Raw genomic sequence first — 15,146 nt, 5'->3', positions numbered from 1 at the left:
TAACTGATTTTGCGCGCGCTCCGGGCGTCGGCGCCGGCGGATCAGGGTAAGCGATGGGATCGCGGAACAGCGCGCCTGTCGCCGTGCGGCGCGGGTGCGAGTGCGCATCGAAAGGCGATGCGCGGTGACGATCGCTGTCCTGAACAGATGCCGCGTCGAGCGACGTGGGCGGCCTCGCGCGGCCTGTCATGCCCGCCGCGCGAGGCCGTGTATGAACCGGTCAGATCGTCGCGTCGCCGAGCAATCCGTGCGTGCCGCCGATGCGCCGTATCCGCGTGCGATACCACAGCGTCCATGCCATCAGCGCGCCGAACAGGCCGTAGCCGAGCAGCGGCGACACGACGAGGAAACGCTCGACCGGCCACGTCGTCGCGAGCCAGCCGCGTACCGCGGTTTCGCCGACGAGCCCGATGCCCCAGACGGCGGTCAGCACCCGCATCGCGGATGCGAACTCGCGCCGCTCCTGCCACAGCAGTTCGAAGCGCGCGACGCCTTCGGGGGTTTCGCGCGCGACGGTCGCCCGCGCGAGGTAGAACACCAGCGGCCGCTTCGTGACGAGCGACAGCAGGAACACGACGCCGATCACGCCCGACGCGAGCGATTCGCGCATCAGCAGCACGCGCGGGCCGCCGCCGAACGCCATCGCGCCGAGCGACAGCGCGATGCCGAGCAGCACGGTCGCGCTGAGCGCGTCGACGCGGCGAAAGCGCACCAGCCCCACGATGCTCCAGACGGCCGGCGGCACGGCCGATGCGATCAGCCCGCCGCCGTCGCCCCAGCGCGGCAGCGCGAGACGGTACGCGACCCACGGCAGCAGCAGGTTGACCGCGAGTTCCGCTATGAACGCCGGACGCAGTTTCATGTTCTGGTGCGCTCCACAGAGGTTTGTTCGAAGTATCGTCGATGCCCCGCGGATCGGCAAACTGGCCGGATGGCCAACGCATTTGCCCGCGGCGCGCCGCCTTCGGGCATCAGCACGGCGCATGCCCGACGCATCGTAACGGGCGGCTGCGCGGCGCGCGGAACGTCGGCCGGACGGCCATCGTGACCGGCCGCGCGGTCCGTGCGACACTCTCGGCTTCCGAGCCTGACCTTGCGCCATTTGCGCCATGACCGACCGTTATCCGATTCCTCCGCACGAAATCGAACTCTCCGCCGTCCGCGCGCAGGGCGCGGGCGGGCAGAACGTGAACAAGGTGTCGAGCGCGATCCATCTGCGCTTCGACATTCACGCGTCGTCGCTGCCCGACGTGCTGAAGAAGCGGTTGCTCGCGCTGCACGACCGGCGCGTGACGCGCGAGGGCGTCGTCGTCATCAAGTCGCAGGAATACCGGACCCAGGAGCAGAACCGCGCGGCGGCGCTTGCACGGCTCGACGAACTGATCGACAGCGTGAGCGTCACGCGCAAGGCGCGGGTGCCGACGCGGCCGACACGCGCGTCGAACCTGCGGCGGCTCGACACGAAAACGCGGCGCGCCGACGTGAAGGCGGGGCGCGGCCGGGTCGTCGAATGAGCGCGCGCGGCGCTCACGCGGACGGCGTCGTCGCGGGTCCGGCGCCGAACGGGAAGTCCGCGCACAGCACCTTCATGCCGTCCGCGGTGTCGATCGCGATCGCGGCCGTGTAGCACAGCTTGCCGTCGGTCATCGAGTAGTGCGGGCCTGTCACCGACACGCGGCCCGGCGCTGAAATCGCGCGCAGGAAATATTCGCGGCGCGACCAGTTGCAGTGGACGTCCGGGAACAGCGGCGCGAGGCGCGGCGGGGTGTGCGTATGCGGCGCGGCGACCGACGGCTCGTATTGCTCGCCGTGCTCGTCGGTGGCGAACACGCGCAGCGAGCGGGTCGTCCGGAACAGCGCCTGCGCGGCCTGTCCGACGCTGCCGGTCGACGCGAGCACGTGCGCGCCGTCGAGCATCGCCCGCGTCAGGTCGCCGATGTCCAGTTGCTCGCGCTGTTGCGTCTCGCTCACGTACGACGCGAAGCGCCGCCACATCGTACGCACGAGCGCGGGCACGCCGGCGCTCGCGTCCTGCACCGACGGGTCCGGCAGCCCGAACCAGAAACCCTGCACCAGATCGACGTCGGCCTGCATCAGCACCATCAGTTCGTGCTCGGTCTCGACGCCTTCCGCGAGCACCATCGTCCCCGCGTGATGAAGGATCGACACGAGGTTCGTGATGAACGACGCCGCGGTATGCGGACCGGCTGCGCGCTGCACGAGCGAGCGGTCGAGCTTCACGATGTCCGGCCGGTAGCGCCACACGCGGTCGAAGTTCGAGAAGCCGGCGCCGAAGTCGTCGAGCGCAACGAGGAACGGACGCGAGCCCTGTGCCGGGCGCGCTTCCATGAACGACGGCTGCTCGCCGCCCGCGCGCTGCTCCAGTACCTCGATCACGACGCGGCCGGGTGGAAAGCCGAAATGCGCGCACAGCGCCTCGGTCGCGTCCCGGTTCACGTAGCTGCCGTCGACCATCCGCGGCAGCGTGTTGAGGAATAGCCAGCCGGTGTCGATCCGCTGTTCGACGAAGTTTGCCATGTGCAGGCAGCGTGCGAGCAGGTCGAGCGGCGCGGTGTCGGTGTGCGGCACGAGGTCGAACAGCGTCGAGGGGCCGACGTTCGCGCCGTTCGAATCGGTCGCGCGCAGCAGCGCCTCGTAACCGACGATGCGTTGATGCGTGATCGACAGCACCGGCTGGAACGCGCTGTACAGCGTATGGCCGCGCCAGCGCGCCCGCCAGCCGCCGGGGTGCTGTTCGAGATGCTGCAACAGGTCGGCAGGCGGGCCTGCGTGGGCAGTGGACATGGCGGCGGTCGGACGCCCGCGCGACACGCGGCGCGGACATGCAGGAACGAACGGTCGGAACAGACGAAACGGACGGGCGGCGTCAGGCGGCTGTCGAGCGCGTTCGCACGTCGCCTTCCGTCAGAGTGTAAGGGCAATCGCGGGGCGCTGCTCGTCCGGCTCGAATGAGCGCGTGCACGATCGGCGCGGCACGGCTATGCTCGTCCGTTTAGATCAGACGAACGGAGTGACGGCATGGCGGAAGTGGCGGTGGTGGCGATTTCGGTGGCGAAGCCGGGTTGCGAGGCGCAGTTGCAGCAGGCGCTTCAGGCGCTGATCGAGCCGACGCGGCGCGAGTCGGGCGTGCTGCAGTACGAGCTGCATCACGATCTGGCCGAGCCGCGCCGGTTCGTGTTCGTCGAGCGGTGGGAGAGCGAGGAGGCGCTTGCCGCGCATGCACGCTCCGAGCATATCGCGACGTGGCGCGCGTACTCGATCGAACTGGTCGAGCATTCGGAGATCCGCGTGCTGCGGAAGATCGCCTGACCGCGTTGGTGTTCTCCGGCGGTTTTGCGCTGCCGGGGAGAACGCGTGCGGGTTGGTTGCGGCAGCATCGGCGGCTCGACCTGCCGGGTCGAGCTGCTGGGTCGGCCTAAAGGGGTGACCCGATGAACCGGCTTAATGAGTCGTGTCGGGCACGTCGAGGATCAGGATGATCGTCCAGTCCGCGTCGCCGTCGTGATGGTACTGGCGCTCCGCGACGATGAACGGCTGCTGCTTGCCGGCCGGCCCGAGGAACAGCACGTCGCCTTCCATCGGCAGGCATTCGACCGGCGGCAGCGCGAGGAACGCGTCCTGGCCGCCGCGCGGCATCAGCTTTTCGATCTTGCGGGATGCCGCTTCGGTCCATTCGATGTCGAGCTGGATGTTGCTCATGCTGTTTGTTCTCCGCGCGAGGGCGCACTGTAGGTGGTCGTTTCGAGGTGCGCGACTTTAGCATACCGCGTGTGCCGGCCGATGGCTGCCGGCCGGCGCATTTCGGGCGGCGGTGTGTGATGCGAAAGCGGCGCGTCAAAACAAAAGAGCCGCCGCCGGTGCGCCCGGCGGCGGCTCTTTCACGCGCAGGCGCGAGACGCGCCGGCTTACTTCGCGTGCTTCCTGTGATGCATGCCGCGATGCATCGGCTGCTGCGTGGGAGCTTCCTGTTGTTGCGACTGCAGGTCCTGAGCATGCTGCTCGATGCTCGCGGCGACCTGCGGATCGGTGCTCATCCGGATGCCGGACGAATCATCCGTCTGCGCATAGGCGGCGCCCGTCAGCGCGGAAAGCATAACCAGGACTGCCAGGGATATTTTTTTCATCACGACCTCCATCGGGAGTGGTTTATGGACCCAGCCGGTGCCTTTCCGACCGGTAAGGACACGAGTCATTTTAACGATCAAATATACGCGCCAGATGACATCGGATAACGGAGAATGCGACAAGTTACCTTTAGTTACATCTGATTGCCTGGTGTATCGCGTTCAGAACCAGCCGATCATGCGATAGACATAAAATTGTGCGATTCCGATCAACTCGTGCAGCGCGAGTTCGGCGGAGGCGAGGTTCTGCATGCGTGGCAGCAATCCGCGCTCCGGGTGGCGTACCGCGGCGACGACCGGCGTCGGGTCGAGGCCGAAGCGGTGGAAGTCGAGCATGGCGCGCCGCAGGTGATACGAGGAAGTCACGAGCAGCATCGTGCCGTCATATGAGCCGCCGATAATGTGCGCAACGTTGCGCGCGTTCTCGTAGGTGGTCAGGCTTTTGTTTTCGAGCACGAGGTCCCGCTGCGCGAGGTGGTTGCGCAGCAGATAAGGCAAGTACGTATCGGCCTCGGTCGCCTCGTGCCGTTGCGGATTGCCGCCGCTGACGATCACGCGGCACTCCGCGTTCTGCCGCCTGCATTGCGCGTACAGCGCAGCGGTGGCGGACAGGCGCGGGTACACGTCGCGCTTCGGCACGAGCCGGCCTGCATCGTCGTACGTGGTGCCGCCGCCGAGCAGCACGATCGTCGTGTGGGGAGCGAAGTTCGTCGGCGCAGGTTTCGCCGGATCATACGGACTGCGATAGATATCGGGCTGGGCGAGATCGAGCAGTAAGCCTGTCAGCCATCCTGAAGAAAGCAGCCAGAAAAGCCCTAATGCCAATGCTGCGACAAATGCGCGGCCGCGGCGCCATAACGCGAACACCGCCAAAAAAAGCACAAATAAAGTGAATAGAATCAATTTAGATGGGGTAACGTATCAGTTTTTCCGGTGAAAGCAGCCGTCGCCCATTGCGCTGCAATCGTGGTGCCGCGTCGTCTGTGGAGAAAACGGCACCGCCTGTTTTCACGGGGCCCGGAACAACCTGCAGTCCCTGCCGCGCGTCGGCGGGCGTCGCACGGTGCGCGATCCCCGGCCATCGGTCGGGCTTCCCGCCGCCCCGGCAACGTGCCGCCGCAGGCAGGATTGTCGCAGGGCTGCGCTTTAAGAAAGAAGTGAGATGACCACGTATTCCAACGAAGCGGTACTCGAAGCGTTGCGACGCGTTCACTATCGGCAGGTCCCGTGGGCGCGACGTCCCGGAGTGTTCGAATATCTGCGTGGCCTCGGTTTGATGGACACCGTGCGGCAACGCACGGTCGCGCCGGCGCCCGGTTTTCATGCGCCGGTCGATATCGCCGTGCTGACCGAGCGCGGCCGCGCCGAACTCGCGCGTCTGGAGCGCGACGAACGCTCGCTTCAATGGTCCGCTCACCGCGTGGCCGATTATGTGGCCGACGGCGTCAGCCGCCAGCCCGATCTCGAAGCTCGCCCCTGACCTGATTGCACGTCCGGCGCCGCCCATCGCCGATCGCCCATCGTGATTCGCGGCGGCGTCGCGCGGCGGCGTCGTTTCGGGCGGCACAAAAAAAGCCCGTATCGGGTGGATACGGGCATACCGGAATTACTCTTGCCACGCTGTGCTATGGCACTCGGGTAGACCGGTTCGAAGGGCGCGGGTTCCCGCCGATTTCAATGGATCGTTTCAGCGCCGTCTCGGCGCGTTGTCCTGGCGCGGCGGCGCATTGCGCGTGCGTGCATTGCTCGCGATGTCGCCGCGCAGGTCGCCTCTCGGCGCGGCTTCGTTCGCGCCGGGCTGCGGATGCGGGCCGGCGGCGGGCGGCCACAGCGGCCGGCCGGGACCGTTCGTGTGCCAGCTGGGCGTCTGAGGCGAGGGTGACTGACCGAAGGCGGCGACAGCGGTCAATGAAACCATGACGCCGCACACGAGCAGTTTCATGGATTTCATGGCGGCGGCCTCCCGTCAAGCCGGGTCGTTGACTGTAATGAACATGGTTCGACGTTAACGCGGCACGCGAACGCTTCGCTGTAAGTATTGGTAAAGAGATGTTTCGCCGCAGGCGGGCGAGGGGCGGAAGGGAATCTGCTGCGCCGAACCAGCGGCAAGCCGGACCGGAGGGGCGGAAGAACGGGATCGACTGAAGAGCGATCCGGAAGGAAAAGACCGGGCGCGGCGCGCGCGCCCGGCTCGATGCGGTTCGGACGCGGTGCGCTCAGGCCATCTTGACCGGCGCGCGCCACGACTCCGGATTGGTCCAGAACGCGCCGCGCAGACGATCGCGGCTCGGCGGCGCCGGCGGCTTCGTGGCGGTCGCGCCGATGCGCCCGCGCAGCGAAATCTCGCGGCCGCTGGAACTGAGGCGTTTGACTATTTCGGCAAGCGTGCCATCCGCCTGCCATTCGTCGAACCGACGCCGGCAGGTCGGCGGCGACGGATACCGGCCGGGCAGCTTCGACCAGCCTTCACCGGTCGACAGCACCCAGAGTACCGCGTTGACCACCGCGCGCGCTTCGACGCGAGGCCGTCCGCGCCGTTCGCTCCGCGCGGGTTCCGCGCAGAACAACGCTTCGACCAGCGCCCACTCGTTGTCTCTCAAATCGTCGAACAGCATCATGTTTCACCTCAGCGAAGCTAACTCCGGTGCGCTGCCCCGCGCCGCGCACTCTTCACGCACTCACGGCCGGGATGGTCGTGGGTGCCAGGCGGGATCGGACTGCCGGTCGGAATGCCGTCCGGAACCGGTCGCGTCGATCCTGTGCTCACCTCTATGCAGAAAGTGTGCCATCCCGCACACAATCCCCTCGAAGCCGCTTGGCACCAAGCTCGCACGGGTTCTTGCCAGGGGCGTATGAGACTCGAAAAAGCGTTTCGCGGAAATCGGGTGAATCACCAATCTTGTGCAATCAGGCCCGCCGACCGTGCGTTCGCGCAGGATTGCTGCACGGCGGAGAACAATCGCCGGACGGCCCCGTCGACTTGAAACGTTGTCTTAAAATTGCATCAAAACGGGCTATTGATGAGGGCGGCGGATGAATGTGACGTTGCGGCAACTGCGGGTGTTCATCGAAGTCGCGCGGCGGCAGAGCTTCAGCCGCGCGGGCGACGAGATCGGGCTCACGCAGTCGGCGGTCAGCCGGTGTGTGCGCGAGCTGGAAACGGAAATCGGGGTCAAGCTGATCGACCGGACGACGCGCGAGGTTCAGTTGACCGATGTGGGGTCGAATCTGGTCGCGACGCTCACGCGTCTGCTGACCGACCTCGACGATGCGCTGCGCGAAGTGCGCGAGATCGGCGAGCAGCGGCGCGGCCGGGTGGTCGTCGCGGCGAGCCCGACCGTCGCGTGCCGGCTGATGCCGGAGGTGGTCGCCGAATGCGGGCGGCAGTTTCCGTATGTGACGCTCGGGCTGCGCGACGACGTGCAGAGCGACGTCGTCCGCAAGATCCGGTCGGGCGAGGTCGATTTCGGCGTGATCATCGGCCCGTTCGTGGACGACGACCTGGCGGCCGAGACGCTGATGTCGGACTCGTTTTGCGTCGTGGTGCGCGCGGACCATCCGCTTGCCGGGCGCGAACACGCCGCGTGGACGGATCTCGACGGCGAGCAACTGGTGATGCTCGATCACGCGTCCGGCAGCCGTCCGCTGATCGACGCGGTGATGACCGAGCAGGGCGTGCACGCGCGCGTGGTTCAGGAGCTTGGGCACCCGGCGACCGTTTACGGGCTCGTCGAGGCGGGCGTCGGGATCAGCGTGCTGCCGTGGCTCGCGCTGCCGCTGCCGGCCGGCTCGTCGCTGGTCGCGCGGCCGCTCGTGCCGCGCGCGGAACGCACGGTCGAACTGGTGCGGCGGCGCGACCGGTCGCTGTCGCCGGCCGCGGAGGCGGTGTGGGCGTTGATCCGGCAGTTGCCGAGACGCACGGAGGATCTGCGCTGACGTCGCACGGCCGACCGATCGGGTGCCGGTGACCGGGCGGCGATGCGAATCGCATCGCGTGCGGCGCGAACGCCGCGGCAATCTACCGGCGAGCGGGCAGATCGCGCCGGCTGCACGCTAAACTGCGGGTTTTTCCGCTTTCCCCCGATTCCCCGATTTGCCGGACGTCCCGATGAGCGACCTCGATCTGCCCCTTTCCGCCCCTGTCATCCCGAATGCGCGCGACGCGGTGCGCGCGCTGCGAGCGTCGCAGATCCGCGAAGTCGCGAACGCCGGTTTCGGCGTCGCCGACGTGCTGCCGTTCTGGTTCGGCGAGTCCGACCGCGTGACGCCGCAGTTCATCCGCGACGCCGCCGCGGCGGCGCTCGCGCGCGGCGATACCTTCTATACGCACAATCTCGGGATCGCGCCGCTGCGCGACGCGCTGTCGCGCTATGTGAGCGCGCTGCACGGCGACACGCCGGCCGCCAACATCGCGGTGACGAGCGCCGGCGTGAACGCGCTGATGCTGGCAGCGCAGCTCGTCGTCGGCGCGGGCGACCGGGTGGTCGCGGTGACGCCGCTGTGGCCGAACCTCGTCGAGATCCCGAAGATTCTGGGCGCGTCGGTCGAGACGGTCGCGCTCGGCTATGGCGCGAACGGCTGGGCGCTCGATCTCGACCGGTTGCTGGCCGCGCTGACGCCGGGCACAAAGCTGCTGATGATCAACTCGCCGAACAATCCGACCGGCTGGGTGATGACGCGCGCGGAGCAGCAGGCGGTGCTCGACCATTGCCGGCGGCACGGCATCTGGATCGTCGCCGACGAGGTGTACGAGCGGCTGTACTACGGCGACACCGACGCCCGCACCGCGCCGTCGTTCCTCGACCTCGCGTCGCGCGACGAGCGGCTGATCTGCGTGAACTCGTTCTCGAAGGCGTGGCTGATGACCGGTTGGCGGCTCGGCTGGATGGTCGCGCCGCGCGACCTGATGGACGATCTCGGCAAGCTGGTCGAATACAACACGTCGTGCGCGCCGGCATTCGTGCAGCAGGCGGGCATCGCGGCGGTCGAGCAGGGCGAGCCGTACACGCGCCGGCTGGTCGCCGACCTGCGCGCGTCGCGCGACCACCTCGCGGCGGCGTTGTCCGCGCTGCCGGGCGTCGACGTGAAGGCGCCGCACGGCGCGATGTACCTGTTTTTCTCGCTGCCGGGTGCGCAGAAGAGCCTCGACCTGTGCAAGGCGCTGGTGCGCGAAGCGGGCCTCGGACTCGCGCCGGGCAGCGCGTTCGGCCCCGAAGGCGAGGGTTTCGTGCGCTGGTGTTACGCGTGCGATCCGGCGCGGCTCGACCAGGGCGTCGAGCGGCTCGCGTCCTATCTGCGGCAGCACGCGGCGCGCTGACGGATGGGCGACAGGGTGGGCGAAATCGCGCAGCGCGTTCGTCGGATGAAACTGTCGGACGCCGCGCGCGATGCGTACGGCCGGCGGCACGCCGCGATGGGACGTCGCCGCCACGGCCCGATGCATGCCGCACGGCTTGCGCAAGGCTTCTTTACGCCCCCGGCGTTTTTGCGTAAGATGGCGCTCAGTCACGCGATTCCTCACGGGAATTTCGCTGCTCCGTCTGGCTGGGTCAGGCTCTAGTGCCTGCATTGCGACCCCCCGGCGCGTGCTCCCATCAATATGACCGATCAGAATCGGGCGAGCGCGTCTCCAGTTCCAATCCGTTCCGTCTGATCCGGTTCCTTGAACCTGACTTAAGGTCTGACCTGGCTGCATGAATACCCAAGAGGCGAAGATCGTCCTCGAGACTGCATTGATCTGCGCTCAGGAGCCGCTCAAGCTCGGCGACCTGCGCAAGCTGTTCGCGGATGACGTGTCGGCCGACACCGTGCGCACGCTGCTCGACGATTTGAGACGCGAATGGTCCGGGCGCGGCGTGGAGCTGGTGGGGCTCGCATCGGGCTGGCGGTTCCAGAGCAAGCCGTCGATGAGGCCGTATCTCGAACGGCTGCATCCGGAAAAGCCGCCGCGTTATTCGCGCGCGGTGCTGGAGACGCTGGCGATCATCGCGTACCGGCAGCCGGTCACGCGCGGCGATATCGAGGAGATTCGCGGCGTGACGGTCAACACGCAGGTCGTCAAGCAGCTGGAGGATCGCGGCTGGATCGAGGTGATCGGTCATCGCGACGTGCCGGGCCGTCCCGCGCTGTACGCGACGACGCGCCAGTTCCTCGACGACCTCGGGCTGAAGGCGCTGGACGAACTGCCGCCGCTCGACGATCCGTCCGGGCAACTGCGTGAGCAGTTGCTTGCGCAACACGCGATCGAGTTTGCGGACAGCGACGCGGCGCAACCGGTCGCGACGGAGTCCGCAGGCGGCGACACGGCGCAGGCGAACGACGCTGGGGAAGCGCAGTTCGTGGAAGCCAGCGCAACCGCCGCGCAGACGGAAACCGGCGAAGAACAGGCGCCAGTGGACGCACCGCCGGATGTTGACGTGCAGCAAACGCCGGGAGCAGGCGCGGTATCTGCGCAACCGGAAGACGCGCTGGCGCAGACGGCTGGCGACGAACACGACGCCACGTCCGCGGTTTGGTCCGACGAGGATTCGACCGGCGACGCAAACGTTGGCAGCGCCGCATCGCCCGCAGAGGACGACGCGGCAGCGGACGCCGGGAGCGCAGGCGCTCCGGCGCACGCGGACGACGGGTCCGCACAGGAAAACGGGCCGGCGCGCGGGAACGCGCCCGGCGAGCAGGCCGCCGGACCGGCGGATCACGAAGCAGAAACGAGCCGCGGCACGGTCTCCGACGACCGCGTCCTGACCGGCGACGAAGCCGCCACGCGCGGCGTCTGACGCAACAAGCACTTTTGACGCGCCCCGCAACGGGGCGCGCGACCTGACATTCGAGGTTGTTTTGACAGATATCCACGACACCGATTCGAGCGACGCGCCGGACTCCGCGCGTGTTGCGTCCGCCGCGCGTGCCGATGAACCGCGTGCCGGCCAGGCCGATGGCGAGAACTCGCGCCCGGACGGCGACGAACGTCCGCGCCGCGGCCTGCGCCGGGGTCCCCGCAGCCTGATCGCGCGCCGCCGTGCGGGCGCGAAGGCGAAGGACGCCGCGCCGGCCGATGCCGCTCCGGCGCCCGCCGCCGTCACCGAGACGCCGCCGGACGGCGTCGTCGTCGCGCAGGTGCGGATGCCGCGCAAGGACGCCGGTGCGAAGAAACAGCCGGGCCGCCGCAACAACGCGGGCGGCGCGGACAAGCCGCAGCAGGCCGGCAAGCGCCAGAAGAGCCGCGGCGGCGACGCGCCGGCCGCGACCGGCGAGACCGCCCAGGACGATCTGTTCCTGTACGTGACGTCGCCGGCGTTCGACGCCGACAACGGCGCGGGCGCCGGTGCCGGCGTGCGCGCGCCGATGCTGCGCCGCGGCGGCCGCCCGCAGCAGCCGAAGCGCGTGCTGAGCCCGGACGACGACGCGCCGAAGCTGCACAAGGTGCTCGCCGAAGCGGGCATGGGCTCCCGTCGCGAGATGGAAGAGCTGATCGTCGCCGGCCGCGTGTCGGTGAACGGCGAGCCGGCGCACATCGGCCAGCGGATCATGCCGACCGACCAGGTGCGGATCAACGGCAAGCCGGTCAAGCGCAAGCTGCAGAACAAGCCGCCGCGCGTGCTGCTGTATCACAAGCCGACCGGCGAGATCGTCAGTCATGCGGATCCGGAAGGCCGTCCGTCGGTGTTCGACAAGCTGCCGCCGATGAAGACCGCGAAGTGGCTCGCGGTCGGCCGGCTCGACTTCAACACCGAAGGTCTGCTGATGCTGACGACGTCGGGCGACCTCGCGAACCGGTTCATGCATCCGCGCTACAGCGTCGAGCGTGAATACGCGGTGCGCGTCGTCGGCGAACTGTCCGAGGGCAACCGGCAGAAACTGCTGCACGGCGTCGAACTCGACGACGGCCCGGCGAATTTTCTGCGCATTCGCGACGGCGGCGGCGAAGGCACGAATCACTGGTACCACGTCGCGCTCGCCGAAGGGCGCAACCGCGAAGTGCGGCGGATGTTCGAAGCGGTCGGCCTGATGGTGAGCCGCCTGATCCGCACGCGGCACGGCCCGATCTCGCTGCCGCGCGGCCTCAAGCGCGGCCGCTGGGAAGAGCTGGAGGACAACCAGGTGCGCAGCCTGCTGTCGTCGGTCGGGCTGAAGGCGCCGGCCGAGGAGAAGGGGGGGCGCAACGGCACGCAGGAGCGTCGCCAGCCGGACCCGATGCAGACGTCGATGGGCTTCATCAACCGCGAGCCGGTGCTGACCGCGCACAGCAATCTGAACCAGCAGCGCCAGGGTCGGCGCGGCGCGGCGTCCGGGTTCGGCGGCGGCGCGGGCGGCGGCCTTGGTACCGGCTACGGCAATCGCGGCGGCAATGCGGGCAACCGCGGCCGCGAGGTCGACGGCAATCGTGCGCCGGCGGCCGGCAACCGTGGAGCGACGTCGGGCAAGCGCGCGTCGGCGCCGGGCAACGCGAACGGCAATCGCCGGCCCGCGGGCAACAGCGCGAACGGCGGCCGTCCTGCGGGCAACAGCCCTGCCGGCACCAGGCAGCGCGGCGCGCCGCGCAACCGCACGCGCGGTCACTGAGCCGGAGGCTGCAAGGAGGCGGGCGAAACTTGATGTCATCGCCCGGTTTCGATGCGCGTGGCCGGCGCTGTCCGGGGTGCGCGCAACAAGCGATCCGCGGCACATTCCGATGCAACCTGCATGGGTCGTGAATGCTGTGCAAAAGCCCGGAAAAACCGCGATCCGACACGGGTTCGATCCGCCCCGACAACGCTCCAGCCGGCCTCTCCGGTTTGCGTTGGTGTCAAAAAAAGGCTAGAATCACAAAGTCGCTGGGCGTGCGGCTTTTTTCATTTGCTGCTCAGGTACGACCACCGGTTGCAAGAGTTAGAAGAAGATGGGCGTTTCGCCCATTTTTTTTTGGTTGACCGGTTCGTGGTCGTCACCCGTGGGCATCGCAATCTGTGCAAGGAGCGCGCGCTCAACCAGCGCGCGGCCCGCGGGATGTGGCGCAGGCTCGACGCGCAAACATCTGGAGTGGGCACTGTGCAACTGACGGAACTGATTGAAACCACCGTGACCGGGCTCGGTTACGAGCTTGTCGACCTCGAACGCACCGGGCGCGGGATGCTGGCCGTGTACATCGATCAGCCCGCGGGCATCGCGATCGAGGATTGCGAGAAGGTCACGCGTCAGCTGCAGCACGTTCTGACGGTCGAGAACATCGACTACGAGCGGCTGGAAGTCTCGTCGCCCGGTCTCGACCGCCCGCTGAAGAAACTCGCGGACTTCGAGCGCTTCGCAGGCAGCGAGGCGGTCATCACATTGAAAAAGCCATTGGACGGACGGAAATCGTACCGGGGCATCCTGCATGCTCCGCAAGGCGACACCATCGGTCTGGAATTCGAAGGGAAGGCAGGGGCCGCGATGCTGGATTTCACGCTCGCGGACATCGATCGCGCACGCCTTGTCCCGAAAGTTGACTTTAGGAGCCGCAAACAATGAGTCGCGAAGTGTTGATGCTGGTGGATGCGCTGGCACGCGAGAAGAATGTCGACAAGGACGTGGTTTTTGCCGCCCTTGAAGCGGCGCTTGCATCGGCCTCCAAGAAACTCTTCGACGAGGATGCGGACATTCGCGTCCATATCGACCGCGAGAGCGGCGAGCACGAAACGTATCGCCGCTGGCGCGTCGTGCCGGACGAGGCGGGCCTGCAGGAGCCGGATCAGGAAATCCTGCTGTTCGAAGCGCGCGAGCAGAAGCCCGACGCGCAGCTCGACGACTACATCGAAGAGCCGGTGCCGTCGATCGAGTTCGGCCGCATCGGCGCACAGGCCGCGAAGCAGGTGATCCTGCAGAAGGTCCGCGACGCGGAGCGCGAGCAGATCCTGAATGATTTCCTCGAACGCGGCGAAAGCATCATGACCGGCACGGTGAAGCGGCTCGACAAGGGCAACTTCATCGTCGAATCGGGCCGCGTCGAGGCGTTGCTGCGCCGCGACCAGTTGATCCCGAAGGAAAACCTGCGGGTCGGCGACCGTGTGCGCGCGTGGATCGGCAAGGTCGATCGCACCGCGCGCGGCCCGCAGATCGAGCTGTCGCGCACCGCGCCGGAATTCCTGATGAAGTTGTTCGAGATGGAAGTGCCGGAAATCGAGCAGGGCCTCCTCGAAATCAAGGCGGCCGCGCGCGATCCGGGCGTGCGCGCGAAGATCGGCGTCGTCGCGTACGACAAGCGGATCGACCCGATCGGCACCTGCGTCGGCATCCGCGGTTCGCGCGTGCAGGCGGTGCGAAACGAGCTCGGTGGCGAGAACGTCGACATCGTGCTATGGTCGGAAGATCCCGCCCAGTTCGTGATCGGCGCACTCGCGCCGGCAGCCGTCCAGTCGATCGTCGTCGATGAAGAAAAGCATTCGATGGACGTCGTCGTGGACGAAAGCGAGCTGGCGGTCGCGATCGGCCGCAGCGGCCAGAACGTGCGTCTCGCCAGCGAGCTGACCGGCTGGCAGATCAACATCATGACGCCGGACGAATCCGCGCAGAAGCAGAACCAGGAGCGCACGGTGCTGCGCGACCTGTTCATGGCGCGTCTCGACGTCGACGAGGAAGTCGCCGACATCCTGATCGACGAGGGTTTCACGAGCCTCGAAGAGATCGCGTACGTGCCGCTCAACGAAATGCTGGAAATCGAGGCGTTCGACGAGGACACCGTGCACGAACTGCGCAACCGCGCGCGCGATGCGTTGCTGACGATGGCGATCGCGAACGAGGAGAAAGTCGAAAGCGCCGCTCTGGATCTGAAGAGCCTCGACGGCATGGATCAGGAACTGCTCGGCAAGCTCGCGCAGCACGAGATCCATACGCGCGACGAACTCGCGGAGCTGGCCGTGGACGAGCTGGTTGAAATGACGGGAATGGAAGAGGACGCCGCGAAGGCGTTGATCATGAAAGCACGTGAACACTGGTTCCAGTGAGCGACGAGCAGGAAACGACCATGACCCACTGAACTGAACGCGG

15 protein-coding genes and 1 pseudogene are annotated in these 15,146 nt (G+C 67.5%); 9 read left to right on the top strand and 7 right to left on the bottom strand.

Annotated features, from left to right (window positions below):
- Nucleotides 1-220: 220 nt before the first annotated feature.
- Nucleotides 221-862 carry a VC0807 family protein gene (locus tag BLV92_RS11215; protein WP_090544868.1) on the bottom strand — a complete coding sequence of 214 codons (642 nt, stop codon included), beginning with the start codon at nucleotides 860-862 and terminating at the stop codon, nucleotides 221-223.
- 247 nt (nucleotides 863-1,109) lie between these two features.
- Between BLV92_RS11215 and arfB the strand changes: the two genes are divergently transcribed.
- Nucleotides 1,110-1,514, top strand: a complete 405-nt coding sequence (arfB, locus tag BLV92_RS11210) for an alternative ribosome rescue aminoacyl-tRNA hydrolase ArfB (RefSeq protein ID WP_090544866.1) — start codon at nucleotides 1,110-1,112, stop codon at nucleotides 1,512-1,514.
- Between the two features lie 13 nt (nucleotides 1,515-1,527).
- Here arfB and BLV92_RS11205 read toward each other — a convergent pair whose 3' ends face one another.
- Nucleotides 1,528-2,805: a sensor domain-containing phosphodiesterase gene (locus tag BLV92_RS11205; protein WP_090544864.1), complete on the bottom strand. Its 1,278-nt coding sequence runs from the start codon at nucleotides 2,803-2,805 to the stop codon at nucleotides 1,528-1,530.
- Nucleotides 2,806-3,039: 234 nt separating this feature from the next.
- On the opposite strand from BLV92_RS11205, the gene BLV92_RS11200 reads away from it, so the two are divergent.
- Entirely contained in the window at nucleotides 3,040-3,330 is a 291-nt protein-coding gene (locus tag BLV92_RS11200; protein ID WP_090544862.1) for a putative quinol monooxygenase, read from the top strand.
- Nucleotides 3,331-3,462: 132 nt separating this feature from the next.
- Here the strand turns inward: BLV92_RS11200 and BLV92_RS11195 are convergent, their stop codons facing one another.
- The 3 genes from BLV92_RS11195 to BLV92_RS11185 form a co-directional block, all read right to left on the bottom strand.
- The gene (locus tag BLV92_RS11195; RefSeq protein ID WP_090544860.1) at nucleotides 3,463-3,720 is read right to left on the bottom strand and encodes a DNA-binding protein; all 258 of its coding nucleotides are present in this window, start codon (nucleotides 3,718-3,720) and stop codon (nucleotides 3,463-3,465) included.
- Nucleotides 3,721-3,926: 206 nt separating this feature from the next.
- Nucleotides 3,927-4,145, bottom strand: coding sequence for a hypothetical protein (locus BLV92_RS11190; protein WP_090547001.1), 219 nt, complete (start codon nucleotides 4,143-4,145; stop codon nucleotides 3,927-3,929).
- A 162-nt stretch (nucleotides 4,146-4,307) separates the two neighbouring features.
- Nucleotides 4,308-5,048: a YdcF family protein gene (locus tag BLV92_RS11185; protein WP_090544858.1), complete on the bottom strand. Its 741-nt coding sequence runs from the start codon at nucleotides 5,046-5,048 to the stop codon at nucleotides 4,308-4,310.
- A gap of 259 nt (nucleotides 5,049-5,307) precedes the next feature.
- Between BLV92_RS11185 and BLV92_RS11180 the strand changes: the two genes are divergently transcribed.
- Complete coding sequence (locus BLV92_RS11180) at nucleotides 5,308-5,625, top strand: hypothetical protein (RefSeq protein WP_090544856.1); 318 nt, start codon at nucleotides 5,308-5,310, stop codon at nucleotides 5,623-5,625.
- A gap of 207 nt (nucleotides 5,626-5,832) precedes the next feature.
- On the opposite strand, the gene BLV92_RS11175 is transcribed toward BLV92_RS11180, so the two are convergent.
- On the bottom strand, nucleotides 5,833-6,087 hold the full coding sequence (locus tag BLV92_RS11175; RefSeq protein WP_243842685.1) for a hypothetical protein: 255 nt from the start codon (nucleotides 6,085-6,087) through the stop codon (nucleotides 5,833-5,835).
- 277 nt (nucleotides 6,088-6,364) lie between these two features.
- Nucleotides 6,365-6,760, bottom strand: a pseudogene (locus BLV92_RS11170) (transposase); the annotation flags it as partial.
- 418 nt (nucleotides 6,761-7,178) lie between these two features.
- On the opposite strand from BLV92_RS11170, the gene BLV92_RS11165 reads away from it, so the two are divergent.
- The 6 genes from BLV92_RS11165 to nusA all read left to right on the top strand — a co-directional run bounded on the left by BLV92_RS11165 (nucleotide 7,179) and on the right by nusA (nucleotide 15,103).
- Complete coding sequence (locus BLV92_RS11165) at nucleotides 7,179-8,081, top strand: LysR family transcriptional regulator (protein WP_090544851.1); 903 nt, start codon at nucleotides 7,179-7,181, stop codon at nucleotides 8,079-8,081.
- Between the two features lie 172 nt (nucleotides 8,082-8,253).
- Nucleotides 8,254-9,462, top strand: coding sequence for a pyridoxal phosphate-dependent aminotransferase (locus tag BLV92_RS11160; RefSeq protein WP_090544849.1), 1,209 nt, complete (start codon nucleotides 8,254-8,256; stop codon nucleotides 9,460-9,462).
- 376 nt (nucleotides 9,463-9,838) lie between these two features.
- A complete protein-coding gene (gene scpB / locus BLV92_RS32550) occupies nucleotides 9,839-10,921 on the top strand; it encodes an SMC-Scp complex subunit ScpB (RefSeq protein WP_244283778.1) in 1,083 nt (360 codons plus the stop codon).
- Between the two features lie 61 nt (nucleotides 10,922-10,982).
- Nucleotides 10,983-12,707 (top strand): 23S rRNA pseudouridine(2605) synthase RluB, encoded by a 1,725-nt coding sequence (rluB, locus tag BLV92_RS11150; protein WP_090544846.1) that lies wholly within the window; start codon nucleotides 10,983-10,985, stop codon nucleotides 12,705-12,707.
- A gap of 465 nt (nucleotides 12,708-13,172) precedes the next feature.
- The gene (gene rimP / locus BLV92_RS11145) at nucleotides 13,173-13,631 is read left to right on the top strand and encodes a ribosome maturation factor RimP (protein ID WP_090544844.1); all 459 of its coding nucleotides are present in this window, start codon (nucleotides 13,173-13,175) and stop codon (nucleotides 13,629-13,631) included.
- Nucleotides 13,628-15,103 carry a transcription termination factor NusA gene (nusA, locus tag BLV92_RS11140; protein ID WP_090544842.1) on the top strand — a complete coding sequence of 492 codons (1,476 nt, stop codon included), beginning with the start codon at nucleotides 13,628-13,630 and terminating at the stop codon, nucleotides 15,101-15,103. The genes rimP and nusA overlap by 4 nt, the downstream gene beginning before the upstream one ends.
- Nucleotides 15,104-15,146: the final 43 nt, after the last annotated feature.

Origin of the sequence: Paraburkholderia caballeronis, assembly GCF_900104845.1 — a bacterium.
Taxonomy (GTDB): domain Bacteria; phylum Pseudomonadota; class Gammaproteobacteria; order Burkholderiales; family Burkholderiaceae; genus Paraburkholderia; species Paraburkholderia caballeronis.
Note: the sequence above shows the minus strand (reverse complement) of the source record. Positions and strands in the feature narration are given on the sequence as shown.